This is a genomic window from Pantoea sp. BRR-3P (genome assembly GCF_039621635.1).
GTDB classification, from domain to species: domain Bacteria; phylum Pseudomonadota; class Gammaproteobacteria; order Enterobacterales; family Enterobacteriaceae; genus Pantoea; species Pantoea floridensis.
In genome coordinates this window covers 2,378,173-2,403,809 of record NZ_CP155066.1, presented here as the reverse complement: position 1 = coordinate 2,403,809, position 25,637 = coordinate 2,378,173, and the positions used below count along the sequence as shown (strand labels likewise).

The window sequence follows — 25,637 nt, the reverse complement described above, 5'->3', positions numbered from 1 at the left end:
GAAATGCACCATGGCTGAAGAAACCATTTTCAGTAAAATCATCCGTCGCGAAATTCCCGCTGACGTGGTTTATCAGGACGAACTGGTCACCGCCTTCCGCGATATCGCGCCCAAAGCGCCCACCCATATTCTGATCATCCCCAACGTACTTATTCCTACCGCCAACGATGTGCAGGCCGCTCATGAACAGGCGCTGGGCCGCATGATCACCGTAGCCGCGAAGATCGCGCGTGATGAAGGCATTGCCGAAGATGGCTATCGCCTGATCATGAACTGCAATAGTCATGGCGGGCAGGAGGTTTATCATATCCATATGCACCTGGTCGGCGGTCAGCCGCTGGGCCCGATGCTGGCTAGCTAACTCAGGCGGACCCGGTTATGCGTCAATGGCTGAGTGGCTTACTGTTGCTAACCCTTGCAGGTTGCAGCAGTGATAAGCCGATGATTAATACTTCGCAGTCGCTGGTTATGGAATCGGCGGTGCTGTCAGCAGGCATCATTACTGACTCCCCTAAGCTGACAGAGCAGGATGGCCAGCAGCGTGCCTTGAGCGTGCTGCAAAACCTGCGTGAAACGCCGGTAAAAGTGCACTATCGTTTCTATTGGTATGACGACAAAGGATTGGAAATCACGCCAGAAGAGCCGGCTCAGACACTGATTGTACCGGCGCATGGTAGCGTGGAAGTGGCCTCACAAATGGGCAATCCGACCGCCAGCAAGGTGCGTCTCTATCTTTATCTTTAAGGAGTAAGCTGTGATTCGCAGTGTAAAACGTTCGGGCGCATTGCTATTTGCGCTAATGCTTACCGGTTGCGTGGTGCAACAACAGACTCCGGCACCGGTTGAACCGACACAGCCGACCACACCCACTCAGCCGGTAGAACCGCCAACGCAGCCGGTGCCGCCGCCGCAAACCGTGCCGCAGCCGCCGAAGCTAAAAACCATTAACTGGGATGCCAGCGTGCAGCCGCTGGTTGGCAACATGGTGCAATCATCAGGGGTGAACCCTGGCAGCGTGCTGCTGGTGGATCGCATCAAGAACAGCACCAATGGTTCGCTGCAAACGGATAAAGCCACCGATGCCATCCAGAATGCACTGGCTAACAACGGTAAATTCACGCTGATCACGCCGGAGCAGCTGGCGCAGGCCAAACAGACGCTGGGTTTATCGGCGGATGACAGCCTTAACTCGCGCAGTAAAGCGATTGGTTTGGCACGCAACGTGAATGCGCAGTATGTGTTGTACAGCAATGCGCAAGGCGATGTGAAAGCACCTACCCTGCAAATGCAGCTGATGCTGGTGCAAACCGGCGAAATTATCTGGTCAGGAAACGGCGTTGCTCAACCCTGATCCTCAGCTGCAAAAAATGATTCAGCAACAATGGCCGACGGCGCAAGCTGCCGGTCATTTTTTCGCGCTGCCGGGGCTCAGTGGGCAAAGCATGCACGTGCAAACCCAGCAGGGCGATGTGCTGGCGCGTCGTGCGCCGCCGCAGCCGATTCCGTTTGTTGACCGCCAGCGCGAATATCGCGTGCTGCGGCAACTGCGGCACGCGCAGCTGGGACCGCAGCCGCTGGCGTGGCGCGCTCCGTGGCTGCTGCAAAGCTGGTTGCCGGGAGAAGTGCTGACATCTTCACAATTCAATCAGCAGCGTGCAGCCGTGCTAGCGCTGCTGCATCGTTTGCATCAACAGCCGCTCACCGGCTATCGTTTGCGCCTGACACCGCTGCTGCAGCGTTACTGGCAGCTTTGCCAGCAGCGGCACTGGCGCTGGCAGCGGCGTCTGCAACGTTTGTTACAGCAGGGCGAGCCGCAGCCGTTGCGGCTGGCGCCGCTGCATATGGATGTACATGCCGGTAATCTTGTCGCTACACCTGATGGCTTACGTTTGATCGACTGGGAATATGCCGCTGACGGCGACGTGGCGCTGGAACTGGCAGCGGTATGTGCGGTAGATGGAGACACGCGATCGGCCTGGGTGAGCGGTTACGCCGAGCGCGCCCATCTTGATGAACAAACGCTGGCCCGACAGATGCAGCGCTGGCAGCCATGGCTGCAGCTGCTCATGGCGAGTTGGTATCAGCTGCGAGCCGAGCAGAGTCACGACGACACCTTACAACAGCTGGCGCAGGCCAGCTGGCACGACCTTTAACCTGGGATTTTAATCATGACCATAAACACGCCTGGACCGCTGATGCTCGACGTTGAGAGCTATGAGCTTGATGCCGAGGAACGTGAGATTCTGCAGCATCCGCTGGTAGGCGGGCTAATCCTGTTTGCCCGTAACTTCCACGATGTTGACCAACTGGCAGAGCTGGTGCGGCAGATTCGCGCCGCTTCGCGTAATCGTTTGGTGGTGGCCGTGGATCAGGAAGGCGGCCGCGTGCAGCGTTTCCGCGACGGCTTTACTCAGTTACCGGCGATGCAATCTTTCGCTGCGCTGAACGATCTCCATAGCGCAGGTGAACTGGCACAACAGGCAGGCTGGCAAATGTCGGCGGAGATGATCGCCATGGACATTGACATCAGCTTCGCGCCGGTGCTGGATATTGGTCACATCAGCGCGGCAATTGGCGATCGTTCATTCCATGAAGATCCTACTATCGCGCTGCAGGTGGCGCGTCGCTTTATCAACGGCATGCATGAAGCCGGCATGAAAACCACCGGCAAACACTTCCCCGGTCACGGCGCGGTCAGCGCCGACTCGCACAAAGAGACGCCGCGCGATAACCGCGATGCCGCCACGCTGCGTCAGCATGATATGGCCATCTTTAAGCAGTTGATTGACGAGCAGCTCCTCGATGCGGTGATGCCGGCGCACGTTATCTATACTGAGGTGGATCCGCTTCCTGCCAGCGGTTCGCCATACTGGTTGAAAAGCGTGCTGCGTAAAGAACTCAGCTTCAACGGCGTGATTTTCTCCGACGATTTGTCAATGGAAGGCGCCGCCGTCATGGGCAGCTACGCCGAGCGCGCGCAGCAGTCGCTGAATGCCGGTTGCGATATGATCCTGGTGTGCAATCAGCGCGCGGGCGCGGTAAGCGTGCTGGATAACTTGACGCCGATCGGGGCAGAGCGGGTAGCGCAGTTGTACCATCAGGGTCGTTTTACCCGTCAAAGCCTTTTGGCAAGCGAGCGCTGGCGGCAAAATCAGCGTCAGCTGAGCGCGTTGCAAGAGCGCTGGCTGGCGCACAAAGCTTCGGGCAGATAAGCGCCGCTGCCCGGATTTCATTCCACGCTGAGGATTATCATGATCATCTATCTGCACGGTTTTGATTCCAACAGTCCGGGCAACCATGAAAAGGTGCTGCAGCTGCAGTTTATTGACCCGGACGTCAGATTAGTCAGCTATAGCACCCGCCATCCCAAACACGACATGCAGTTTCTGTTGAAAGAGTGCGACAAGCTGTTGCAGCAGGGCGACGATGCGCATCCGCTGATTTGCGGAGTGGGCCTGGGTGGCTACTGGGCCGAACGCATTGGTTTTCTTTGCGGCATGCGGCAGGCGATTTTTAATCCCAATCTGTTTCCTTTCGAAAACATGGAGGGAAAAATCGACCGCCCGGAAGAGTATCTCGATATTGCCACCAAATGCGTCAGCGATTTTCGTGAAAAGAACCGTGAAAAGTGCCTGACTATCTTGTCGCGCCATGATGAAGCGTTGGACAATCAGCGCAGTGCGGCGCACTTGCAGCCGTTCTATGAAATTATCTGGGATGACGAAGCCAGCCATAAATTCAAAAATATTGCGCCGCATTTACAACGGATTAAAGCCTTCAAACTCCTCGCCTGAACCCCTGTGCGCCGTGTGATGCGGCGCAAAGAATGTGTAACATTCTGATAATGCAGTTGAAAGATTGATCCACATCAATTTTCTTATGTTATGTCTTCGACGCCGTGATATTCTGCCCCTAGCTCGCGATTTAACTTCGCCAACCCTATGTTTATTAAGGTTTTTATTAACCATTAATTAACTATTGGTTTACAACTTTGAGGGGGTCTTTGTTGACTATATCTATGGAAAAAATCGTTATCATCGGCGGTGGTGCTGGCGGCTTAGAGCTGGCAACGCAGCTCGGCCACAAGCTAGGACGTAACAAGAAAGCCGAGATTATTTTGGTCGATCGTAACCACAGTCATCTGTGGAAGCCGCTGCTGCATGAAGTGGCGACCGGTTCGATGGATGAAGGCATTGATGCGCTGAGCTATCTGGCGCACGCGCGCAATCACGGCTTCCAGTTCCAGCTGGGATCGCTGACGCAAATCAATCGTGAAAACAAAACCCTTGAGCTGGCCGAGATTCGTGATGCGGAAGGCGCACTGTTAGTGCCGCAGCGTGAGCTGGCCTACGATCGCCTGGTTATCGCACTGGGCAGCACCTCAAATGACTTCGGCACGCCGGGCGTAAAAGATCACTGCATCTTCCTTGATAACCCGCATCAGGCGCGTCGTTTCCATAACGAAATGCTCAATTTATTCCTGCGCTTTTCAGCTAGCGAAGGTAGCCTGGAAAAAGTGAACATCGCCATTGTCGGCGGCGGCGCTACCGGCGTGGAACTCTCTGCTGAACTGTATAATGCGGTGAAACAGCTGCACAGCTACGGCTATAAAGGCCTGGACAGCTCTTCGCTGAATGTCACACTGGTGGAAGCCGGTGAACGTATTCTGCCGGCGCTGCCACCGCGTATTTCTGCCGCGGCGCATCAGGAGCTGACTAAACTCGGCGTGCGCGTATTGACGCAAACCATGGTCACCAGCGCAACGGAAAAAGGGTTGAACACGAAAGGTGGCGAATTCATTGATGCCGATCTGATGGTGTGGGCGGCTGGTATTAAAGCCCCCGATTTCCTGAAGGAGATTGGCGGGCTGGAAACCAACCGCATCAATCAGCTGGTGGTGAAAGAGACGCTGCAAACCACGCTGGATGATGACATTTATGCCATCGGTGATTGTGCGTCCTGTGCGCTGCCGGGAGGCGGGTTTGTGCCGCCGCGCGCGCAGTCAGCGCACCAGATGGCTTCCCGCGCGCTGGAGAATATCCTCGCGCAGCGTAAAGGCAAGCCGCTGAAAGCCTATGTTTATAAAGATCATGGTTCGCTGGTATCCCTGTCGCGCTTCAGCACGGTGGGCAGTTTGATGGGCAACCTGATGCGCGGTTCGATGATGGTGGAAGGGCGCATTGCGCGTTTTGTCTACATTTCTCTGTATCGTATGCACCAGATTGCGCTCCACGGATACTTCAAAACTGGCTTGATGATGCTGGTGGGCAGCCTGAACCGTGTCCTGCGTCCGCGCCTTAAACTGCACTGATGATTTCGGGCGGCGCAACGCCGCCTGAAGCGCCTTGCCCCGCCGTGACCCGCTGAAAAAGGTGCTTTCAGCTTAAGGTTACGGCGTTATTTCATCCGCTCTCAGAACTCTCCTAAAAGCTGGCCCTGATGGGTTTCCGCTGCGTTTCCTCCATTAATCTGATGTTGCAATTACGGGCCATCTGTAAAACTTATTACCAACAACACGGCGCGGCGCGCACGCCGGTTTTGCCTCGGCTACTCAGGATTTCGTAGCGGCGGGAATGCGCGGTAACAATCTTCAGGAGGACATTCCTGTGAATAAATCAATGTTAGCGGGTATCGGTATCGGCGTAGCAGCAGCGTTAGGTGTTGCCGCAGTCGCCAGCATGGATGTCTTCGACCGTGGTCCGCAATACGCACAAGTTTTGTCGGCGACGCCGATTAAAGAGAGCATCAAGCAGCCGCGACAAGAGTGCCGCAACGTGACGCTCACGCATCGTCGTGCCGTGCAGGATGAGAACCGCATTGCAGGTTCGGTGCTGGGCGCGGTCGCAGGGGGCGTGTTAGGCCATCAGTTTGGTGGTGGACGCGGTCGTGATGTGGCGACGGTAGCGGGTGCGCTGGCCGGTGGTTACGGCGGTAATCAGGTGCAAGGTGCGTTGCAGGATCGCGATACCTACACCACCAACGAGCAGCGTTGCAAAACGGTATACGATAAACAGGAAAAAATGCTGGGTTATGACGTGACCTATAAAATAGGCGACCAGCAGGGCAAAATCCGCATGGAAAATGACCCTGGCACCCGCATTCCGCTCGACCGTAACGGTCAGCTGATCCTGAATTCGAATCAGGCCTAATTGGGCAAAGATACATCACAGCAGCTGTAATAATAAAAGCGCCGAAAGGCGCTTTTTTATTGGATTCATTGCGGTTTGACGGGGGGGCCATAAATGGCGCCCCTACAACATCAAACCCGGTTTTTAGTCAGCTCGCTGACAAAACCTTGCACCCACTCCATGCGGATTTTACGGTCGGCCATATCGCGGGTGAACTTCAACCGCGTTGGGCCATCCAGCTTCCACTGCTTTGGATCCTTCTGCAGCAGCCCAATCAGCCAGCCTGGATCGACGTGGTTCTGCGGCGCGAATTCAAAGAAACCGCCTTTCTCGCTGGCTTCAACTTTACGAATACCTAATTCACGGGCCACCAGTCGCAGACCGGCAATGTCCAGCAAATTACGCGCCGCATCCGGCAGCTTGCCGAAGCGATCAATCATCTCGACTTTAAGTTCCGCCAGATCCTGCTCATCCGCCGCACTGGCCACGCGTTTATACAGTGACAAACGGGTGTTCACATCGGGGATAAAATCATCCGGCAGCAGGGCGGGCATGCGCAGTTCGATTTCGGTTTGATTGCTGGTGAGATCTTCCAGCGATGGCTCGCGACCCGCTTTCAACGCATCCACCGCGTTCTCCAGCAGCTCCATATACAGCGTGAAGCCGATGGTTTCCATCTGTCCGCTCTGATCTTCGCCGAGCAGTTCACCGGCACCGCGAATCTCCAGATCGTGTGTCGCCAGCGCGAAACCGGCGCCGAGATCTTCCAGCGAAGCGATGGCCTCAAGGCGTTTCTGCGCATCGGTGGTCATCGCTTTCGGATGCGGCGTCAGCAGCCACGCATACGCCTGATGATGCGATCGGCCAACGCGGCCACGCAGCTGATGCAGCTGCGCCAAACCAAAGTGGTCGGCGCGCTCGATGATGATGGTGTTGGCGCTTGGCACGTCGATGCCGGTTTCGATGATGGTGGTACACACCAGTACGTTAAAGCGCTGATGGTGGAAATCGTTCATCACCCGCTCCAGATCGCGCTCGCGCATCTGACCGTGGCCAATGGCGATACGCGCTTCCGGCACCAGCTCTGCCAGCCGCTGTGCTGCCTTTTCAATGTTCTCCACGTCATTGTAGAGGTAGTAAACCTGGCCGCCGCGCAGCACTTCGCGCAGGATCGCCTCGCGCACTACCAGGCTGTCATACTCGCGTACAAAGGTTTTCACCGCCATACGTCGTGCCGGCGGCGTGGCAATAATCGACAGATCGCGCATGCCGCTCATCGCCATGTTCAACGTTCGCGGAATCGGCGTGGCGGTGAGCGTCAGGATATCCACGTCGGCGCGCATCGCCTTAATACGCTCTTTATGGCGCACGCCAAAGCGGTGCTCTTCATCGACGATCAGCAGGCCGAGATCGTGCCATTTCAGATCGTTCGACAACAGTTTATGGGTACCAATCAGAATATCGATTTTGCCTTCACGCGCCTGTTCCAGCACCTGACTTTGCTCTTTCGCGGTGCGGAAGCGCGACAGCATCTCAATGCGCACCGGCCAGTTGGCGAAACGATCGCGGAAGTTATCGTAGTGCTGCTGTGCCAGCAGCGTGGTCGGCACCAGCACGGCAACCTGTTTGGCATTTTCGACCGCGAGGAACGCGGCGCGCATCGCCACTTCGGTTTTACCAAAGCCCACGTCGCCGCACACCAGACGATCCATGGCCAGCGGCTGGCACATGTCGCTCAATACGGCATTGATCGCCTGGCCCTGATCCGGCGTGGTTTCAAACGGGAAGCCTTCGCAGAACAGCTGATATTGATCGCGATCGTGCTTAAAGGCGAAGCCGGTTTTGGCAGCGCGCTGAGCATAGATATCCAGCAACTCTGCCGCCACGTCGCGCACTTTTTCCGCGGCTTTCTGTCGCGCACGTGACCAGGCATCGCTGCCCAGCTTATGCAGCGGCGCATTCTCATCTGCGCCACCGGCATAGCGGCTAATCAGATGCAGCGACGAAACCGGCACGTACAGTTTGGCGTCGCCGGCATAGGAGAGCATCAGGTATTCCGCCACGATGCCGCCGGCTTCCAGCGTGGTGAGGCCGATATAGCGCCCAACGCCGTGCTCCAGATGCACCACCGGCTGGCCGGGATGCAGCTCGGCGAGGTTGCGGATCAATACGTCTGGATTGATGGTGCGGCGATTATCCTGGCGGCGGCGACTGACGCGCTCGCCGAGCAGATCGCTTTCGCAGATCAACGCCAGCTGGCGTTGGGTATCAATAAAGCCGCGCTCGCTGGCGCCGATCATCAGGCTGAGCGGCTGATCGACGGCTTGATCGAAGTGATCGATGGCGCGTGGACGCAGTTTGATACGCGTCAGCAGCTCTTGCAGACTTTCGCGGCGGCCTTCACTCTCCACCGAGAAAATCACCTGGCCGCTGAACTGCTCCAGGAACTGACGCAGGAGATCGAGCGGTGCTTTGGCCTGCGCCTGCACGGTTAATTCCGGCAGCGGCTGATAACCAAGGTTGGTATTTGCGGCTTTCTCCGGCAGCGTCTCGCTGCTGAGCTGCATGCGCGGCCAGGCTTTCAGTTCACTGAGCAGCGCATCGGGGCGCAGCCACAGCGTCACCGGCTCCAGCAGCGGGCGCATCGGATCGATGCGGCGATTCTCGAAGCGCGCGTTGGCATCAAGCCAGAAGCGCTCGGCGCTCGCCAGTAAATCGCCGCTGTTGAGCAGCAGCGTATTGCCTGGCAAATAGCTGAACAGCGTCGGCAATTCCTGCTCGAAGAATAGCGGCTGCCAGTATTCAATACCGGCAGGGAGCGTGCCTTTGCTCACCTGCTGATAGACGTGCTCCGGTTCGCGGCGCACGTCAAAAGTTTCACGCCAGCGGCTGCGGAACAGCTCGATGGCGGCTTTATCCGTCGGGAACTCATGCGCCGGTAGCAGGTTGATGGCGTTGACCGCTTCCAGCGTGCGCTGGGTATCAACATCAAACAGGCGCAGGCTGTCGATTTCGTCATCAAAGAAGTCGATGCGATAGGGCTGATCGCTGCCCATCGGGAACAGATCGAGCAGCGCGCCGCGCGTGGCGTATTCGCCATGCTCCATCACCTGATCGACATGGCGATAGCCTGCCTGCTCCAGCTGATCGCGCAGCGCATCGCGCGACAGCTTCTGCCCTTGCTGCATCACCAGCGCATGACCGTGCAGGAAGCTGTGTGGACAGACGCGCTGCATCAGCGTGTTGACCGGCATAATCAGCATGCCGCGCGTTAAGTTCGGCAGCTGATACAGCGTGGAGAGGCGAGCGGAGATAATGTCCTGATGCGGCGAGAAGCTGTCATAGGGCAGCGTTTCCCAGTCAGCGAGATGAGTAACCGGCAGATCGGTAAACTGACGAATCTCCTCCTGTAAACGCAGGGCAGATTGCATATCTGGGGTAATCATCAACACCGGACCGTTATGGCGTTCGGTGATGCTGGCACACTCAAGCGCCTGAGCGGCACCGACTAATTGGCCGAGCTGGCGATGATCACCGGCTTTGACTGGCAGGGTATAACGACTCTGTTCCGACATGGGATCTCGACATTCTCTCCTTGGATTACAGGGCGTCATCATTCCATAATCCGCCCTGCGGATCATCTGTCGTTTCTGAGTTTCTGCGTGGTCGCCATAAATGACGACCCTACAAAAACGCGGAGGGTCGCCATTCATGGTGAAATAACGTAGGGTCGCCATTCATGGCGACCACAAATCACTTACTCGATTGCTGTGTGTAGTGCATCCGGGGTCGATCGACATTGGCCCATGACAGCTCTTTTTCCAGATGATAGCTGTGGTTGCCGTCATCCCATTTCACGTAATAGCCAGTGGGTGAATCGCCCTGTTCAAAAACGTTCACAATCTCCCCTCTGATCTCGCCCGATTTATGTTTAACGATGCTGCCTTTAGGAAATTTCAACATAGTCTGTACTCCCGCGCTGTGCGCTTACATCGGTACAATCGGTGCTTAATCTACTGCTTCATCACTAAGTCTACGCCAGCCCATGGGCAATAAATGTACAAATAACATCATTAATTTGTCGCAATTTTATGCATAGCCACCTGCTGGGACGGTTTTTGACACAACTTTGCCGGATACTCAGAGGGTTAGAGGTTTCATAAAACAGACGCCTCCTTTATCATCCCACTACTTATTTTCAGGCAACTGCCAAGACGGATCTCATGTATCAACCAGTCGCGTTATTCATCGGTTTACGCTACATGCGTGGACGTGCCTCAGACCGCTTTGGTCGCTTCGTCTCCTGGCTCTCTACCATTGGTATTACGCTCGGCGTGCTAGCGTTGGTTACCGTACTATCGGTGATGAACGGTTTTGAGCGCGAGCTGGAAGGCAACATTCTTGGCCTGATGCCGCAGGCGCTGGTCACCAGCGAGAAAGGCAGTATCAACCCGCAACAGCTAACGGCACAGGATCTCAAGCTGCAAGGCGTAACGCGCCTGGCGCCGCTCACGACGGCGGATGTGGTATTGCAGAGCGCACGTAACGTCTCGGTGGGCGTGATGCTGGGTATCAATCCTGATGAACAGGATCCGTTGACGCCGTTCCTCGTCAACACTCAGCAAAGCGTGCTGCAACCCGGACAGTATAACGTCATCCTCGGTGAACAGCTGGCAGCGCAGCTTGGCGTGAAGCGTGGCGACCAGCTGCGTTTGATGGTGCCTTCCGTCAGCCAGTTTACGCCAGTCGGTCGCTTGCCGAGCCAGCGTATTTTCACCGTAGCGGGCACCTACGCGGCGAACAGCGAAGTCGACGGCTATCAGATTCTGGTCAATCAGCAGGATGCATCACGCATAATGCGCTATCCGCTTGGCAACGTCACCGGCTGGCGTTTGTGGCTGGATAAGCCGCTGAACGTCGATGCGCTAAGCCAGCAAAAGCTGCCAGAAGGTCTGACGTGGAAAGACTGGCGCGAGCGCAAAGGCGATCTATTCCAGGCGGTGCGCATGGAGAAAAACATGATGGGGCTGCTGCTGAGCCTGATCATCGCGGTGGCGGCTTTTAACATCATTACGTCGCTGGGCCTGCTGATCATGGAGAAGCAGGGCGAAGTGGCGATTTTACAAACGTTGGGCTTAACTCGCCGTCAGATTGTGGCGGTATTTATGGTGCAGGGCGCCAGCGCCGGAATTATCGGCGCGCTGCTTGGCACTGGGCTCGGCGTGCTACTGGCCAGCCAGCTGAATAATTTGATGCCGGTGATCGGCCTGTTCCTGGATGGCGCGGCGCTGCCGGTCGACATCAACGTGTTGCAGGTGATCACCATTGCGCTGGTTTCCATGGCCGTTGCGCTGCTTTCTACCCTTTATCCGTCGTGGCGCGCTGCCGCCGTTCAACCCGCTGAGGCTTTACGTTATGAGTAATACTCCTTTGTTGCAGTGTCGTGACCTGTGCAAACGCTATCAGGAAGGCAGCGTGCAGACCGATGTGCTGCGCAATGTGGCTTTCAGCCTGCAGCCGGGTGAACTGACGGCGATTGTCGGCAGCTCAGGTTCGGGTAAAAGTACCTTGCTGCACCTGTTGGGCGGCCTGGATGCGCCCACCTCGGGCGATGTGATTTTCGATGGTAAATCGCTGAATGCGATGTCATCCGCCGCTAAGGCAGAGCTGCGCAACCGCGAGCTGGGCTTTATCTATCAGTTCCACCACTTGCTGCCGGACTTTAGCGCACTAGAGAACGTGGCGATGCCGCTGCTGATTGGCAAAATCGGCAAGGCAGAAGCAGAATCCCGCGCGCGTGAAATGCTGGCGGCGGTAGGGCTGGATAAACGTGCCGCACATCGGCCTTCTGAGCTATCGGGCGGTGAACGTCAGCGCGTGGCGATTGCCCGCGCGCTGGTGAACCGTCCGCGTTTGGTGATGGCTGATGAACCCACCGGTAACCTTGATGCACGCAACGCCGACGCTATCTTCGAACTGCTGGGCGAGTTGAACGTGAAGCAGGGCACCGCCTTCCTGGTGGTGACGCACGATCTGCAGCTGGCGAAACGCCTGAGCCGCCAAATGGAGATGCGCGACGGCGAGCTGAGCGACCAACTGACGCTGGGAGTGATCTGATGGGTTCATCCTTATCCCTGCTGCTCGGGCTGCGTTTTAGCCGCGGTCGGCGGCGTGGTGGCATGGTCTCGCTGATCTCCATCATCTCTACCATCGGCATTGCGCTGGGCGTGGCGGTGCTGATCATCGGCCTGAGCGCGATGAACGGTTTCGAGCGAGAGTTAAACAACCGCATTTTGGCGGTGGTGCCGCACGGTGAAATCGAACCGGTTAATCAGCCGTTCCGCAACTGGCAGCCGATGATTGCGCCCATTGAACAGGTCTCGGGCATTGCCGCTGCGGCGCCGTATATTAATTTTACCGGGCTGATTGAGAGCGGTGCGAAGCTGCAGGCGCTGCAGGTGAAAGGCGTCGATCCGCAGCAGGAGTCACGGCTGAGCGCCTTGCCGAGCTTCGTCGCCGGCGATGCATGGTCACAGTTTGCGGCCGGTAAACAGCAAATCATTCTCGGTGGCGGTATTGCTAAATCGCTTAACGTCAAACAGGGCGATTGGATCACCATCATGATCCCCAATAACGATGGCGACAATAAGCTGCTGCAGCCGAAACGTATTCGCCTGCAGGTTAGCGGCGTGCTGCAGCTCAGCGGTATGCTGGATCACAGCCTGGCGCTGGTGCCGCTGGCCGATGCGCAGAAATATCTGGATATGGGCGACAGCGTCAGCGGTATCGCGCTGAAGATGAATGACCCGTTCCAGGCGCAAAAGCTGGTGCGCGACGCCGGTGAAGTGACGCATTCGTACGTCTATATCAAGAGCTGGATAGGGACTTACGGCTATATGTACCGTGACATCCAGATGATTCGCGCCATTATGTATTTAGCCATGGTGCTAGTGATTGGTGTGGCGTGCTTCAACATTGTCTCAACGCTGGTGATGGCGGTAAAAGATAAAAGCAGCGATATCGCCGTGCTGCGCACGCTGGGCGCTAAAGATGGCCTGATTCGCGCCATCTTTATCTGGTACGGTTTGCTGGCGGGTCTGCTTGGCAGCGTCAGCGGCGTAGTGGTTGGCGTGCTGGTGGCACTCAATCTCACACCGGTGATGCGCGTGTTTGAGCACATTACCGGGCATCAGCTGCTGGCGGGCGATATCTACTTTATCGATTTCCTGCCGTCCGAGCTGCACTGGATTGATGTGATTTCGGTATTGGGCACCGCGATTGTGCTGAGTTTGATTGCCAGCTGGTATCCGGCACGGCGCGCCAGCCGTATCGATCCGGCCCGCGTGCTCAGCGGCCAGTAACGTCATCGCGCAGCCGCTTTAGCGGCTGCGCACATTTTCAGCGTCTGCCGCATGCAGCCGTCATACGCAGCCGCTATTATCGGGCAGATTAGCCCGAAAAATACCCGAAGCGCGGCGATCAACGCCGCAGATTAAGGAGCTTTTATGCGCATACCGCGCCGCCGCCTACGACTCGCCCGCGACAAAAAAAACCGCCGCAAAGTGCATCAGCGCTTTCGCCAGCGCATCTTCGAGCGCGATCGCAAAGCTGAACTCGCCGCGCATCCGCAACCGCGCGTGGTGGTGCTGACCGGCGCAGGTATTTCCGCTGAGTCCGGCATTCGTACCTTCCGTGCGGCTGATGGCCTGTGGGAAGAGCATCGCGTCGAGGATGTCGCCACGCCGGAGGGTTTTCAGCGCGACCCGGCGCTGGTGCAGGCATTCTATAATGCGCGCCGCCGCCAGCTGCAGCAGTCGGAAATTCAGCCGAATGCCGCACACAAAGCGCTGGCGGAGCTGGAACAGGTGCTGGGCGATAACTTCCTGCTGGTGACGCAGAATATCGACAATCTGCACGAGCGTGCGGGCAGCCAGCGCGTGCTGCATATGCATGGCGAACTGCTGAAAGTGCGCTGCGTGCACAGTGGACAGGTGCTCGACTGGACGGGAGATCTCACCCCGGACGATCGCTGCACCTGCTGCCAGTTCCCGGCGATGCTGCGTCCGCATGTGGTGTGGTTCGGTGAAATGCCGCTGGGGATGGAAGAGATTTATCAGGCGATTGAACGGGCAAACCTGTTTATCGCGATTGGCACCTCAGGCCACGTTTATCCCGCCGCCGGTTTTGTCCATGAGGCGAAGCTGCAGGGCGCGCACACCGTGGAGCTAAATCTGGAACCCAGCCAGGTCGGCAACGAGTTTGCTGAGAGTAAATATGGATTAGCGAGCGAAGTGGTACCGGAGTTTGTGCACACGTTTTTGCGTGGGTTGTATAAGTAAGAGCTGTGCGCGCTTTCCCTCATCCCAACCTTCTCCCGCCAGCGGGAGAAGGAGCTAAAAACAACCCTCTCCCGCTGAAGGCGTGAGCTATTTTAGAACCCTCTCCCGCTTGCGGGAGAGGGCAGGGTGAGGGGAATCACGCAGAGGACTAACGTCCCGCCTTCAATTTCTGAAACAACGTCTCATACTGCACGCTGGCATCACCGACATCGTTCTGCCACTCGCCGTTTTTGATCACCTCTTCAGAAGGATAAAGTGAAGGATCGTTGGCCACCTCCGGTGGCAACAAGCTCTTCGCCGCCAGGTTTGGCGTAGGGTAGCCGATGGTTTCTGCCACTTTTGCCGCCACGTCTGGACGCAACAGGAAGTTGATTAGCTTTAACGCGCCCTCGCGGTTTTTCGCATTGGCCGGAATCGCCAGATTATCCATCCAGAAAATGCCGCCTTCCTGCGGCCAGATAATCTGTAGCGGCGTGCCGGCCTGGCGCGCAACATAGGCTGATCCGTTCCAGATCATGCCCACATTCACTTCGCCTTCCATAAACGGATTTCCCGGATTATCGGAGTTGAAGGCCAGTACGTTCGGCATCAGCTTTTTCAACTCTTCATAGGCGGCTTCGATCTGTTGAGGATCGCGTGTATTACCGGAGTAGCCCAACTTGCGTAGTGCCATCTGGAACACTTCACGTGCATCGTCGGTCAGCAGCAGGCTCTGCTTGTACTCCGGCTTCCACAAATCGGCCCAGCGCGTAATGCTTTTGGCATCGATCTCATCAGTATTCACACCAATTGCCGTCGCGCCCCAGATATAGGGGATTGAGTAATCATTGTTGGGATCGAACGGTTTGTTGAGCAAGTTAGGATCGAGATTCTTAAAGTTGCTGAGCTGAGATTTATCAATCTTCTGCAGCATCCCCTCATTACGCATTTTGGCGACGAAGTACGTCGAAGGCACTACCAAATCGTAGGCGCCATCTTTCCAGGTTTTCAGCTTGGCATACATGCTCTCATTGGATTCGTAGGTGGAGTAAATCACCTTGATGCCGGTCTCTTTAGTGAACTGCTCCAGCAGTCCCGGCGGAACGTATTCCGTCCAGTTATAGAAGTAGAGCGTTTTACTGTCATCTGCCTGCGCGCCCTGCATGCCCAGCGCCAGCGCCCCAGCCGCTAGCCAGTGAGACCACTTTTTCATGGATAATCCTCTATTTAGTTTTATCACGGAGCAACAGCTGACTGAGCGCCACCAACAGTAGCGACAGCAGCAGCAAAATTGTCGCCAGCGCGTTCACTTCCGGTGACACGCCAACTTTAACCATCGAATAGATTTTTAGCGGTAAGATTTCAAAACTCGGGCCGGTGACGAACGAGGAGACCACTACATCGTCCATCGACAGCGTAAAGCTGAGGAGCCAACCCGCCGCGACCGCAGGCAGCGCCAGCGGCAGCAAAATTTTGCGCAAGATAGTGACTTCGCTGGCGCCGAGATCTTTTGCCGCCTCCAGCATACGCACATCAAATCCTTTCAGGCGAGAATAGACAGTGATCACCACAAAGGGCAGGCAGAAAGTAATGTGTGAGAACAGCAGCGACCAGAAACCAAGCGAAATGCCCAACAGCATAAACAGCACCAGCAGGGAAATCGCCATCACGATATCGGGCGACATCATCACCACAAATAGCATGCCGCTGACGAACGGTTTACCGCGGAAGCGATAACGATAGAGTGCAACAGCGGTTAGCGAGCCAATGATGGTTGCGCAGCTGGCCGACAGCACGCCCATCAGTAAGGAGTGCTGTGCGGCCTGAATCAGGCTGTCGTTATTCATCAACAGGCGATACCACTGAGTGCTGAAGCCCTGCCAGTTGATGCCAAACCGCGAGCTGTTAAAGGAGTTGACGATCAGAATAATGATCGGGATGTAAAACCAGGCGTAAATCATGGCCATGAAGCCGCCGCGTAGCCAGCGCGCCATCATTGCAGATCCACCTTGCTGTTTAGCATACGTGCCGCGCGCCAGTAGGCCAGCAGCATTAAACCCATTAACAGCGTCATCACGATACTGGTGGCCGCGCCAAACGGCCAATCGCGGATGTTGAGGAACTGGCTTTTTATGACGTTACCAATCAACAGGTTTTTCGCGCCGCCCATTAAATCGGAGACGAAGAACAGCCCCATCGCCGGGATAAACACCAGCAGGCAACCGGCGACAATCCCAGGCATGGTGAGTGGCAAAATAATGCGCAGGAACGTTTTCAGCTTGTTGGCACCGAGGTCACGTGCGGCTTCGAGGCAGGATTTGTCCAGCTTCTCGAGGCTGGAATAGAGCGGCAGCACCATAAACGGCAGCAGGATGTAAATCAGCCCGAGGATGACCGCTTCTGAGGTGTACATAATGCGGAAGGGTTTATCGATCACGCCGATCCACAGTAAAAACTCATTCAGCCAGCCGCGTGTGCTGAGAAAAATTTTCAGGCCGTAAATGCGGATCAGCGAGTTGGTCCAGAACGGGACAATCAGCAGGAACAGCATTAGCGCACGCAGGCGTGCCGGCAATTTGGTCAGGCACCAGGCGAACGGATAACCGAGCAGCAGGCAGCACAGCGTGGCGATAAAGGCCATGTTAAGCGAGTGCAATAACACATCGGCGTAGAGTGGATCGAGCAGGCGCGTGTAGTTATTGAGGGTAAAGGCCATGCTGACAAAATGCGCATCGTCGCGCGTCAGGAAGCTGGTGACGAAAATCATCAGGTTGGGCAGCAGCACAAATAGCGTCAGCCAGCTGACGATCAGGGCGACAATCACTTTCTGTAGACGATTACGCATCCGTTTCATACGGCAGCACCACCTCCCAGTTCGGCACCCAGCTGACGGCCATTTTCTGGTTCAGCGAATGGTCAAAATCGGGATCGTCTTCGTTGAAAAATTCGCTCACCGTAAGCAGCTTACCGTTCTCCAGCTCAACGGTGGATTCCAGCGTCATGCCTTTATAGTTGCGTTCACGCACGTAGCCAATCAGATTGTCGCTGCGGCTGTCGTGATCGATCTCCTCAACGCGCAGATCTTCCGGGCGCAGCAGGACATGCAGCCGATCGCCGAGCTTCACCGCAAAATCACAGTGGAGGTCACATTCCCGGCCTTCAACCCGCGCGCGGATACTGGGGGCATTATCGCTGTTGAGCACCTCGGCATCGAACACGTTAATCTCGCCGATAAAGCGCGCGACAAACAGGTTGGCCGGTTCTTCATAGATTTCGCGCGGCGTGCCGTCCTGTTCAATGCGGCCATCGCGCATCACCACGATACGATCTGACATGGTCAGCGCTTCTTCCTGATCGTGGGTAACGAAAACAAACGTGATGCCGAGCTTGCGCTGCAGCGCTTTCAGCTCATTTTGCATCTGACGACGCAACTTATAATCCAGCGCTGAGAGCGACTCGTCCAGCAGCAGCACTTTCGGGCGGTTGACCACCGCGCGCGCAATCGCCACGCGCTGCTGCTGCCCGCCTGAGAGCTGATGCGGACGGCGATCGGCAAAGCTCTCCAGCTGCACCATCGCCAGCGCATCGTTGACGCGTGTGGTGATCTCGGCCGCCGGGGTTTTCTGCATGCGCAGGCCAAAAGCCACGTTTTCAAACACCGACATGTGTGGAAACAGCGCATAGCTCTGAAACACGGTGTTGATATGGCGATGTTCAGCCGGCAAATCGGTGATGTCGTTATCATCAAGGATGATGCGACCGTGGTCGGCCTCTTCCAGCCCGGCTATCAGGCGCAAGATGGTGGTTTTTCCGCAGCCGGAGGGGCCGAGCAGCGTGATAAATTCGCCGTGACGGATGGTCAGGTTGAAGTCAGAGATGATGGTTTTGCCATCGAAAGCTTTACTGATGCCAGAAAGCGTAACCAGCGCGAGATCGCGTGTTTGCGTCATTTTAGTCACTCAGTCTGATGGTGAATCAGGTTACAGCATAGCCGCTGAAGACGACATGCCGTGATGAAGGGCGCGATAATACCGCAAAAATGCGTCAGCGCCATGTTTTGCCACGGATTTACCTTGAAAACGCTGAAAAATGCCGGAGTATGCGTATCGGATATGTCGAACAGGCGACAGTGTGCAAATTTTCAGCGCAAAAGACGTTGAGAGAGCTAACCTGAAGGATAATGATTTGACGCAACATGGTGGTGTTAAGCCGCCATGATAATGATGCAGGTTCTTTAGAGGGATGACAAATGGATCAATTACTTGAGCGTTTTCTCAGTTATGTGGCAGTAGAAACTCAGTCAAAACCTCAGGCGCGTCAGGTGCCCAGCAGTGAAGGGCAGTGGATCCTGGCACGTCAATTACAGGAAGAGCTGATTGCACTTGGATTTGTTGATGTTTCATTGAGTGACCACTGCTGCGTCATGGGCACGCTGCCGGCCAACGTCGACTGGGCTACCCCGGTGATCGGCTTTATTTCGCATATGGATACCTCACCGGATTTCACAGCCAAAAACGTTAATCCACAGATTATTGAAAACTATCGCGGTGGCGACATTGCTTTAGGCATCGGCGATGAAGTTCTGTCGCCGGTGATGTTCCCAATCCTGCATAAACTGGTGGGTCATACGCTGATCACCACCGACGGTAAAACCCTGCTTGGGGCGGATGACAAAGCCGGCATCGCCGAGATCATGACGGCGATGGCGCGCCTGGCGAACAGTGATATTCCGCACGGCGCGATCCGTGTGGCGTTTACTCCTGATGAAGAGATCGGCCGCGGTGCTTCGCACTTCGATGTTGAAGGTTTTGCCGCCGATTGGGCCTATACCGTTGACGGTAGCGATCTCGGAGAATTCGAGTTCGAGAACTTCAACGCGGCGACCGCGATGGTGAAAATCACCGGTAATAATGTGCATCCGGGCAGCGCTAAAAATGTGATGGTCAATGCGCTGGATCTGGCGATGCGTTTCCACGCGGAGCTACCGCCAAAGGAGAAGCCGCAATATACCGATGGCTACGAAGGCTTTTTCCATTTGCATACCATTAAAGGCACGGTTGAGCATGCCGAGCTAATGTATCTGATTCGTGATTTCGATGCGGATAGCTATGACAAACGCAAGCAGCTGCTGGAAGAGATCGGACAGCGCGTCAGCAAAGGGTTGCAAAGCGAGTGTTCGGTCAAAGTGGAAATTACCGACAGCTATCGCAATATGCGCGAGAAGGTTGAACCGCATCCGCATATCATTGAGTTAGCGCTCCAGGCAATGCGCGATTGCGGCATTGAACCAAACGTCAAACCGATTCGCGGCGGCACTGACGGCTCTGCACTGTCGTGGAAAGGTCTGCCATGCCCGAACCTGTTCACCGGCGGCTATAACTATCACGGCAAGCACGAGTTCGCTTCGCTTAATGTCATGGCGCAGTCGGTAGAAGTGATTGTGCGTTTGGCTGAGCTGGCGGGGCAGAAGAAAGGGTAGCAACAGGATGCGCATAAATGCGCATCCTACAACCTTGTCTGGCTGCCATAAATGGCGTAATGCTAACCAGTTAAGTTAAGCGTGAATCGGTCACCATAAATGGTGACCCTACGTGGATATGGCTGGGTTTTCGTAGGGTGCGCATTCATGCGCACCAACATAAAAAGGCCTTTTTTTGCACACCCTTCATGGCGACCCAATAACGGCCTTACTCGCCGAAGAACCAATATCCGCTATTCACCAGCGCAGCCAGCTGCGCCAGCATTGAGGGATCGTCCAGCGCATCGCCAAAATCTTCCAGCGTCAGCACATGATGATGTGCCAGTGCCGCCAGCACTTGCGGATGGGTGCAGCTGATCGATTCGCCGTTCACGAACACGGTATCGCCCAAGGTTAATACGCGCAGGCCACCAAGACGCGTCAGCGCGTCGCCCTGTTGCAACGCATCATAGATTTCATCCGGCTGATAAGGCGGTTCCGGCGGTGCGATATCCAGCTCGTGACGCGATTGGGAAATAAACTCGCCAAACCACTGGTTAAACTGCTCCGGCTGATTAATGACATCCATCATCACTTTGCGGATGCCTTCCAGCTCTGACGGCAAGATTTGCGATGGGCAATCACGCGACGGCACATCCGGATCGCTATAGCGATAGCTACCCAACTCGTTGGCCAGCATATGATCGGCAAAGCCGCTGATCAGCTCGCGACCATTTGGCGCGCGGAAGCCCACCGAATAGTTGATAGCATTTTCCAGCGAGTAGCCTTCATGTGGGAATCCAGGCGGAATATAGAGAATATCGCCGGGCTCCATCTCTTCATCAATGATGGCGTCAAACGGTTCAACCTGCAGCAGATCCGGGTGCGGACAGTGCTGTTTCAGCGGCACTTTCTCGCCTACGCGCCAGCGACGACGACCGGTACCCTGAATAATAAACACGTCATACTGGTCGAAATGCGGGCCAACGCCGCCGCCGGGCACGGCAAAGGAGATCATCAGATCGTCAACGCGCCAGTCAGGCAAAAAACGGAACGGGCGCATCAGCGCGGCAGAAGGTTCATGCCAGTGGTTTACCGCCTGTACCAGCAGTGACCAATTGCTCTCACCAAGATGATCGTAGCTTTCAAACGGGCCATGACTGACTTGCCATTTGCCATTGTTATGGCTAACAAGGCGGCTATCCACCTCATTTTCCATCGCCAAACCGGCCAGCTCATCAGGAGAAATAGGATCTACGAAGTTTTTGAAACCCCGCTTGAGCACTACCGGGCGTTTCTGCCAGTAGCGCTGAATAAAATCGGGCCAGTTGATGTCGAGCTGATAGTCCATACGAGGATTCCGTTTGCGGCAAAGAATGAAGGCAAGTATAACAGCCTGCGTCCCTTTCTACTCGCGGTGATGCTCACCTTCCTGCCGTTGAAAAATCACTTCCATGCGTGCGCCGCCGAGCGGGCTGGTGGTGGCAATCACCTGACCTGCATACTGTTCGAGGATATCGCGTACCACGGCTAAACCTAACCCCTGGCCGGGACGCAGGGTATCGGCGCGCTGACCGCGCACGAAAATCAGATCGCGTTTGCTTTCCGGAATGCCAGGGCCATCATCGTCGATAAACAGATGCAGCGCTTTATCGGTTTGGCGGGCGGTGACTTCAATAAATTCCAGGCAATATTTGCAGGCGTTATCCAGCACGTTGCCCAGTACTTCCATAAAATCGTTTTGATCGCCGATAAAGGTCAGCTCAGGTGAAATGTCCAGGGTGATCTCCACGCCTTTGCGCTGATACACCTTATTCAACGCCGAGCACAGGCTATCGAGCAATGCCGATACCGAATGCACATCGCGCTGCAACGGATTATGGTCGGCCTGCATGCTGGCACGATGCAGGTAATAACCAATTTGCTGCGAGATACGGCTGATCTGTTCCAGCATCACCGGCTCGGCTTGTTCCACCGTCAGCTCTTTGCCGCTGCGTAACGAACGCAGCGTACTTTGCAGCACCGCTAACGGGGTTTTCAGGCTGTGCGTCACATCCGAAAGCGTGGTGCGATAGCGCGTATAGCGCTGGCGTTCATTAGTCAGCAACAGGTTGAGATTTCGCACCAGGCTCCGCAATTCCAGCGGCGGATTATCATCAAGATTTTCGCGGTGGCCCGTTTCCAGCTCGCGCACCTGCGAGGTGAGATCGCCAATCGGCCGCAAACTCCAGTGCGCCGCCAGCCACAGCAGGGGAATGACCAACAGCAGATTGGCGGCCAGCACATAGCTAAACCACGACCACACCACATCGGAATGCTGCAGCTCCTGCGGGATTGAATCGACAACCACGATCGTCAGCGCGGGTAAATTGGTGGTGGCATCGTAGCGATTCACCGCCACCGAGTGCGTAAAGGTGTCGTTGCTGTCACTGTCCAGCGCGTGCAGTCGCTCTTTTGCTAGTGGGTTATTGCCCATCGCCGCCATGCTGGTGCTGTTGTTGGTGTCGATTTCGTAAAAGTCAGGCTTAAGCAGCCACTCGCGGCGAATCTTTTTACGAATATCAGGCACATCGCGCTGTTGCCACAGCAACTTGCCATGCTCATCGTAAATAAACACCAGCGTAGGGAAGTTGAGCGTCATACGCTCAGGCTGGCCGATGGTGAGTTTATTGTCTTGCCACTGTGCCAGCGTGAAGAACAGATTGCTCTCGCCACGCATCACGCGATAGGTGTTTTTATCGAAGCTGACAACATAGCCCACCACCGCCACCATGCCGTAAGAGAGCGATAAAAACAGGACAATCGCGGCGGTTGCCAGCAGAAAGCGGGCACGCAGCGAGAAGGGGCGAAAGCGCTGGAACCACGTCATAAATTAGAGATCAAAGCGATAACCCTGGCCGCGCACGGTGTTAATCACTTCGGTCGGATAGAGGGAAAGAATTTTTTTACGCAGACGTCCCATCAATACATCAATGGTATGGCTTTCGCGCAGTTCGGCATCCGGATAAAGCTGCAGCATTAGGGAATCTTTACTTACCACTTTACCGGCATTGCGAATCAAGGTTTCAACGATGGTGTATTCAAACGCGGTCAGTTTGACCGGCTCATCCTGCACAGTCAGCTCGCGGCGTGATAAATCCACCTGGAATGGCGGCATGGAGATGATTTGTGAAGCATGTCCGCTGTTGCGACGCATCAGCGCCTGCAAGCGAGCAGCCACTTCTTCAATATGGAACGGCTTGGTGACATAGTCATCGGCACCGGCTTCCAGCGCTTCGACTTTCGCCTGCCAGCCTTCACGGGCGGTTAATACCAGAATAGGTTGGCGGACGGCATCGCTTCGCCAGCGACGAATCAACGACATGCCATCTTCGTCGGGTAAACCCAGATCGACCAGGGCGATATCAGGGATATGCTCTTGCAGGAAATAGTCAGCTTCTTTGGCATCTTCTGCGGCATCGACCTGATGGCCCATTTCACGCAGTTGCACGGCGAGATGATGGCGCAGCAGTGCGTTATCTTCCACAACCAGAACACGCATAGTATTTCCTTAGCTTCCGACTCAATAATGATGGAGAAAAGTATATGCGAAGCCAGCTAAACAAGAGATCAACGTTTGTTAATAGAGGCGTGCCCAACATTGAACACGCCTGTTGTTGAGATTTACTGCAAATCATCAACCATCTGAATCGCACGGCCAAGGTAGTTGGCTGGCGTCATCTGCTTCAGACGCACTTTCTCCTCTTCCGGCAGCGCCAGGCTATCAATGAAGGCCTGCATACCGGCGGCATCAACACGTTTACCGCGCGTCAGCTCTTTCAGCTTCTCGTACGGTTTTTCGATGCCGTAACGACGCATCACGGTTTGAATCGGCTCAGCCAGCACTTCCCAGTTGTGATCCAGCTCATCCAATAGACGATCGCGGTTCACTTCCAGCTTAGAGATGCCTTTCAGCGTGGCTTGATAGGCGATCAGTGCATAACCGATGCCAACGCCCAGGTTACGCAGCACGGTAGAATCGGTGAGGTCACGCTGCCAGCGGGAAACCGGCAGTTTGCTGGCCAGATGCTGCATCATCGCGTTGGCCAATCCGAGGTTGCCCTCGGAATTTTCGAAGTCAATCGGGTTCACTTTGTGCGGCATGGTTGATGAACCGATTTCACCAGCGATAGTTTTCTGCTTGAAGTGGTTCAGCGCAACGTAGCCCCAGATATCACGATCAAAGTCGATGAGAATGGTGTTGAAACGCGCGATGCAATCGAACAGTTCTGCAATATAGTCGTGCGGTTCAATCTGCGTGGTGTACGGGTTCCACGTGATGCCCAGCGAAGTGACAAACTGCTCGCTAAGCTGATGCCAATCAACTTCCGGATAGGCAGAGAGGTGAGCATTGTAGTTGCCGACGGCACCGTTGATTTTGCCCAGCACTTCAATTTTGCTCAGCTGACGCAGCTGGCGTTCCAGACGGTACGCCACGTTTGCCATCTCTTTACCCATGGTCGACGGTGTAGCCGGCTGGCCGTGGGTACGCGACAGCAGCGGAATGTCGCGATATTCGTGCGCCAGGCCTTTTACGGCATCGATGAGTTTATTCCAGAACGGCACAATCACATCGCGACGTGCCGTTTCCAGCATTAGCGCATGCGAGAGGTTATTAATATCTTCAGAAGTACAGGCGAAGTGGATGAATTCAGACACCGCATGCAGCGCGGGCACATCGGCCACTTTCTCTTTCAGGAAATACTCCACGGCTTTTACGTCGTGGTTGGTGGTGCGCTCGATGGTTTTGATGCGTGCGGCGTCTTCTTCGCTGAAATTGGCGACAATAGCATCAAGGAAAGCGTTTGCGTCGGCATCAAATGCAGGAACTTCCTTGATCTCTACAGTCGTGGCCAGTTTTTGTAACCAGCGAACCTCAACCTCAACGCGGAATTTCAGCAATCCAAACTCGCTGAAAATGGCGCGCAGTGGGCTGACTTTATCGCCGTAACGACCATCGACAGGTGAAACGGCGGTCAGAGAGGATAATTCCATCAGTGCAACTCCTGAATCGTTTAACAATGATGCCGGGGCAGCGCTTAATACGCCGGGCCCAGGCGGGATAAAATGGTTTTCGCTTCACCCAGCAATCGCTGGCGCGAGAACATCAGCTGCAGGCGGCCACCGCCAACCTGCTGCCACAATACTGCAGAGCGAATACCGGCCAGCAATGCGGCGCGCACTTTACTCTGCACTTGAGAATTCTGTAATACCTGCGGCGATCCGGTTACCTGAATGCGCGGCCCCAATGGGCTAATCACATCCACGTAAATCCCAGCCATGGCGCTGGTGATGGTATCGGACTCCAGCTCATAATGCGCCAGCTGACGATCAAGCTGGCCGATACGCTGTGCCAGCGTATTCAACGCGCTTTTGTTGCCGTGAAGCTTGCGCTCCAGCACCATCATGCTCAGGGTGTAGCGCGTCAGTTCCGCACCCGCGCCCTGGCGGCTGCTGCTGTTCAGCACCGCCATCAGGGTTTCTAACCCCAATTTCAAATTGGCTTCGTCATTGCCATATACCGCCAGCGTCGAACCGGGGTTGAGATCGAGCAGACTGCGCAGCGACACGTTCAATGCATGGGTGTTGCATTGCCCCTGATGCGCAAGCTGTTGCACTACATGTGCGGCCTGGCAAACGCCGGCCAACGCCAGCGTAATCTCATAATAGTTCTTAGCCACGCTTAACTCCTGT

The 25,637-nt window shown here is 55.6% G+C and carries 24 protein-coding genes; 13 read left to right on the top strand and 11 right to left on the bottom strand.

Annotated elements, in window-relative coordinates:
• Positions 1 to 10: 10 nt before the first annotated feature.
• The 8 genes from hinT (at position 11) to AAGR08_RS11120 (ending at position 6,149) form a co-directional block, all read left to right on the top strand.
• Positions 11 to 361 (top strand): purine nucleoside phosphoramidase, encoded by a 351-nt coding sequence (hinT, locus tag AAGR08_RS11155; protein ID WP_097094237.1) that lies wholly within the window; start codon positions 11 to 13, stop codon positions 359 to 361.
• Between the two features lie 17 nt (positions 362 to 378).
• Positions 379 to 744, top strand: coding sequence for a YcfL family protein (locus AAGR08_RS11150; protein WP_345826875.1), 366 nt, complete (start codon positions 379 to 381; stop codon positions 742 to 744).
• A gap of 10 nt (positions 745 to 754) precedes the next feature.
• The gene (gene lpoB, locus AAGR08_RS11145; RefSeq protein ID WP_097094235.1) at positions 755 to 1,351 is read left to right on the top strand and encodes a penicillin-binding protein activator LpoB; all 597 of its coding nucleotides are present in this window, start codon (positions 755 to 757) and stop codon (positions 1,349 to 1,351) included.
• Positions 1,338 to 2,153 carry a thiamine kinase gene (gene thiK, locus AAGR08_RS11140; protein ID WP_097094234.1) on the top strand — a complete coding sequence of 272 codons (816 nt, stop codon included), beginning with the start codon at positions 1,338 to 1,340 and terminating at the stop codon, positions 2,151 to 2,153. The genes lpoB and thiK overlap by 14 nt, the downstream gene beginning before the upstream one ends.
• Before the next feature lie 15 nt (positions 2,154 to 2,168).
• A complete protein-coding gene (gene nagZ, locus AAGR08_RS11135; RefSeq protein ID WP_097094233.1) occupies positions 2,169 to 3,212 on the top strand; it encodes a beta-N-acetylhexosaminidase in 1,044 nt (347 codons plus the stop codon).
• A gap of 39 nt (positions 3,213 to 3,251) precedes the next feature.
• Entirely contained in the window at positions 3,252 to 3,794 is a 543-nt protein-coding gene (gene ycfP, locus AAGR08_RS11130) for an alpha/beta hydrolase YcfP (protein ID WP_097094232.1), read from the top strand.
• A gap of 212 nt (positions 3,795 to 4,006) precedes the next feature.
• A complete protein-coding gene (locus AAGR08_RS11125; RefSeq protein WP_097094231.1) occupies positions 4,007 to 5,311 on the top strand; it encodes an NAD(P)/FAD-dependent oxidoreductase in 1,305 nt (434 codons plus the stop codon).
• A 295-nt stretch (positions 5,312 to 5,606) separates the two neighbouring features.
• Positions 5,607 to 6,149 (top strand): glycine zipper 2TM domain-containing protein, encoded by a 543-nt coding sequence (locus AAGR08_RS11120; protein WP_097097555.1) that lies wholly within the window; start codon positions 5,607 to 5,609, stop codon positions 6,147 to 6,149.
• A gap of 110 nt (positions 6,150 to 6,259) precedes the next feature.
• On the opposite strand, the gene mfd is transcribed toward AAGR08_RS11120, so the two are convergent.
• On the bottom strand, positions 6,260 to 9,703 hold the full coding sequence (mfd, locus tag AAGR08_RS11115) for a transcription-repair coupling factor (protein ID WP_345826874.1): 3,444 nt from the start codon (positions 9,701 to 9,703) through the stop codon (positions 6,260 to 6,262).
• A 178-nt stretch (positions 9,704 to 9,881) separates the two neighbouring features.
• A complete protein-coding gene (locus AAGR08_RS11110; protein ID WP_097094229.1) occupies positions 9,882 to 10,091 on the bottom strand; it encodes a hypothetical protein in 210 nt (69 codons plus the stop codon).
• A 260-nt stretch (positions 10,092 to 10,351) separates the two neighbouring features.
• Here AAGR08_RS11110 and lolC point away from each other — a divergent pair, with 260 nt between their 5' ends.
• The 4 genes from lolC (at position 10,352) to cobB (ending at position 14,467) form a co-directional block, all read left to right on the top strand.
• On the top strand, positions 10,352 to 11,551 hold the full coding sequence (lolC, locus tag AAGR08_RS11105) for a lipoprotein-releasing ABC transporter permease subunit LolC (RefSeq protein WP_345826873.1): 1,200 nt from the start codon (positions 10,352 to 10,354) through the stop codon (positions 11,549 to 11,551).
• Positions 11,544 to 12,245 carry a lipoprotein-releasing ABC transporter ATP-binding protein LolD gene (lolD, locus tag AAGR08_RS11100; protein ID WP_007885730.1) on the top strand — a complete coding sequence of 234 codons (702 nt, stop codon included), beginning with the start codon at positions 11,544 to 11,546 and terminating at the stop codon, positions 12,243 to 12,245. Before lolC ends, lolD begins: the two co-directional genes overlap by 8 nt.
• Complete coding sequence (lolE, locus tag AAGR08_RS11095) at positions 12,245 to 13,489, top strand: lipoprotein-releasing ABC transporter permease subunit LolE (protein WP_345826872.1); 1,245 nt, start codon at positions 12,245 to 12,247, stop codon at positions 13,487 to 13,489. The genes lolD and lolE overlap by 1 nt, the downstream gene beginning before the upstream one ends.
• Before the next feature lie 144 nt (positions 13,490 to 13,633).
• Positions 13,634 to 14,467 (top strand): Sir2 family NAD+-dependent deacetylase, encoded by an 834-nt coding sequence (gene cobB, locus AAGR08_RS11090; RefSeq protein WP_097094226.1) that lies wholly within the window; start codon positions 13,634 to 13,636, stop codon positions 14,465 to 14,467.
• A gap of 148 nt (positions 14,468 to 14,615) precedes the next feature.
• Here cobB and potD read toward each other — a convergent pair whose 3' ends face one another.
• Genes potD through potA form a run of 4 tightly spaced genes read right to left on the bottom strand, consistent with a single transcriptional unit; the run spans position 14,616 to position 18,396 of the window.
• Entirely contained in the window at positions 14,616 to 15,659 is a 1,044-nt protein-coding gene (potD, locus tag AAGR08_RS11085; protein ID WP_345826871.1) for a spermidine/putrescine ABC transporter substrate-binding protein PotD, read from the bottom strand.
• 10 nt (positions 15,660 to 15,669) lie between these two features.
• Positions 15,670 to 16,443 carry a spermidine/putrescine ABC transporter permease PotC gene (gene potC, locus AAGR08_RS11080; protein WP_097094224.1) on the bottom strand — a complete coding sequence of 258 codons (774 nt, stop codon included), beginning with the start codon at positions 16,441 to 16,443 and terminating at the stop codon, positions 15,670 to 15,672.
• Positions 16,440 to 17,300 carry a spermidine/putrescine ABC transporter permease PotB gene (gene potB, locus AAGR08_RS11075; RefSeq protein ID WP_345826870.1) on the bottom strand — a complete coding sequence of 287 codons (861 nt, stop codon included), beginning with the start codon at positions 17,298 to 17,300 and terminating at the stop codon, positions 16,440 to 16,442. Before potB ends, potC begins: the two co-directional genes overlap by 4 nt.
• Complete coding sequence (gene potA, locus AAGR08_RS11070; protein ID WP_345826869.1) at positions 17,284 to 18,396, bottom strand: spermidine/putrescine ABC transporter ATP-binding protein PotA; 1,113 nt, start codon at positions 18,394 to 18,396, stop codon at positions 17,284 to 17,286. Before potA ends, potB begins: the two co-directional genes overlap by 17 nt.
• A gap of 299 nt (positions 18,397 to 18,695) precedes the next feature.
• Between potA and pepT the strand changes: the two genes are divergently transcribed.
• Positions 18,696 to 19,925, top strand: coding sequence for a peptidase T (pepT, locus tag AAGR08_RS11065; RefSeq protein WP_097094221.1), 1,230 nt, complete (start codon positions 18,696 to 18,698; stop codon positions 19,923 to 19,925).
• Positions 19,926 to 20,133: 208 nt separating this feature from the next.
• Here pepT and AAGR08_RS11060 read toward each other — a convergent pair whose 3' ends face one another.
• The 5 genes from AAGR08_RS11060 to hflD all read right to left on the bottom strand — a co-directional run bounded on the left by AAGR08_RS11060 (position 20,134) and on the right by hflD (position 25,624).
• Positions 20,134 to 21,255, bottom strand: a complete 1,122-nt coding sequence (locus AAGR08_RS11060; protein WP_097094220.1) for a cupin domain-containing protein — start codon at positions 21,253 to 21,255, stop codon at positions 20,134 to 20,136.
• Positions 21,256 to 21,312: 57 nt separating this feature from the next.
• Positions 21,313 to 22,773, bottom strand: coding sequence for a two-component system sensor histidine kinase PhoQ (phoQ, locus tag AAGR08_RS11055; protein ID WP_097094219.1), 1,461 nt, complete (start codon positions 22,771 to 22,773; stop codon positions 21,313 to 21,315).
• Positions 22,774 to 22,776: 3 nt separating this feature from the next.
• Positions 22,777 to 23,445 carry a two-component system response regulator PhoP gene (gene phoP, locus AAGR08_RS11050; RefSeq protein ID WP_097094218.1) on the bottom strand — a complete coding sequence of 223 codons (669 nt, stop codon included), beginning with the start codon at positions 23,443 to 23,445 and terminating at the stop codon, positions 22,777 to 22,779.
• A 122-nt stretch (positions 23,446 to 23,567) separates the two neighbouring features.
• Positions 23,568 to 24,938 (bottom strand): adenylosuccinate lyase, encoded by a 1,371-nt coding sequence (gene purB, locus AAGR08_RS11045; protein WP_097094217.1) that lies wholly within the window; start codon positions 24,936 to 24,938, stop codon positions 23,568 to 23,570.
• 44 nt (positions 24,939 to 24,982) lie between these two features.
• Positions 24,983 to 25,624 (bottom strand): high frequency lysogenization protein HflD, encoded by a 642-nt coding sequence (hflD, locus tag AAGR08_RS11040; protein WP_097094216.1) that lies wholly within the window; start codon positions 25,622 to 25,624, stop codon positions 24,983 to 24,985.
• Positions 25,625 to 25,637: the final 13 nt, after the last annotated feature.

What these genes read in the sequence shown, in the direction of transcription:
- hinT (WP_097094237.1), top strand. Translation starts at nt 11, where the DNA reads ATGGCTGAAGAAACCATTTTCAGTAAAATCATCCGTCGCGAAATTCCC.
- AAGR08_RS11150 (WP_345826875.1), top strand. Translation starts at nt 379, where the DNA reads ATGCGTCAATGGCTGAGTGGCTTACTGTTGCTAACCCTTGCAGGTTGC.
- nagZ (WP_097094233.1), top strand. Translation starts at nt 2,169, where the DNA reads ATGACCATAAACACGCCTGGACCGCTGATGCTCGACGTTGAGAGCTAT.
- ycfP (WP_097094232.1), top strand. Translation starts at nt 3,252, where the DNA reads ATGATCATCTATCTGCACGGTTTTGATTCCAACAGTCCGGGCAACCAT.
- mfd (WP_345826874.1), bottom strand. Translation starts at nt 9,703, where the DNA reads ATGTCGGAACAGAGTCGTTATACCCTGCCAGTCAAAGCCGGTGATCAT.
- AAGR08_RS11110 (WP_097094229.1), bottom strand. Translation starts at nt 10,091, where the DNA reads ATGTTGAAATTTCCTAAAGGCAGCATCGTTAAACATAAATCGGGCGAG.
- lolC (WP_345826873.1), top strand. Translation starts at nt 10,352, where the DNA reads ATGTATCAACCAGTCGCGTTATTCATCGGTTTACGCTACATGCGTGGA.
- lolD (WP_007885730.1), top strand. Translation starts at nt 11,544, where the DNA reads ATGAGTAATACTCCTTTGTTGCAGTGTCGTGACCTGTGCAAACGCTAT.
- lolE (WP_345826872.1), top strand. Translation starts at nt 12,245, where the DNA reads ATGGGTTCATCCTTATCCCTGCTGCTCGGGCTGCGTTTTAGCCGCGGT.
- cobB (WP_097094226.1), top strand. Translation starts at nt 13,634, where the DNA reads ATGCGCATACCGCGCCGCCGCCTACGACTCGCCCGCGACAAAAAAAAC.
- potD (WP_345826871.1), bottom strand. Translation starts at nt 15,659, where the DNA reads ATGAAAAAGTGGTCTCACTGGCTAGCGGCTGGGGCGCTGGCGCTGGGC.
- potC (WP_097094224.1), bottom strand. Translation starts at nt 16,443, where the DNA reads ATGATGGCGCGCTGGCTACGCGGCGGCTTCATGGCCATGATTTACGCC.
- potB (WP_345826870.1), bottom strand. Translation starts at nt 17,300, where the DNA reads ATGAAACGGATGCGTAATCGTCTACAGAAAGTGATTGTCGCCCTGATC.
- potA (WP_345826869.1), bottom strand. Translation starts at nt 18,396, where the DNA reads ATGACGCAAACACGCGATCTCGCGCTGGTTACGCTTTCTGGCATCAGT.
- pepT (WP_097094221.1), top strand. Translation starts at nt 18,696, where the DNA reads ATGGATCAATTACTTGAGCGTTTTCTCAGTTATGTGGCAGTAGAAACT.
- AAGR08_RS11060 (WP_097094220.1), bottom strand. Translation starts at nt 21,255, where the DNA reads ATGGACTATCAGCTCGACATCAACTGGCCCGATTTTATTCAGCGCTAC.
- phoQ (WP_097094219.1), bottom strand. Translation starts at nt 22,773, where the DNA reads ATGACGTGGTTCCAGCGCTTTCGCCCCTTCTCGCTGCGTGCCCGCTTT.
- phoP (WP_097094218.1), bottom strand. Translation starts at nt 23,445, where the DNA reads ATGCGTGTTCTGGTTGTGGAAGATAACGCACTGCTGCGCCATCATCTC.
- purB (WP_097094217.1), bottom strand. Translation starts at nt 24,938, where the DNA reads ATGGAATTATCCTCTCTGACCGCCGTTTCACCTGTCGATGGTCGTTAC.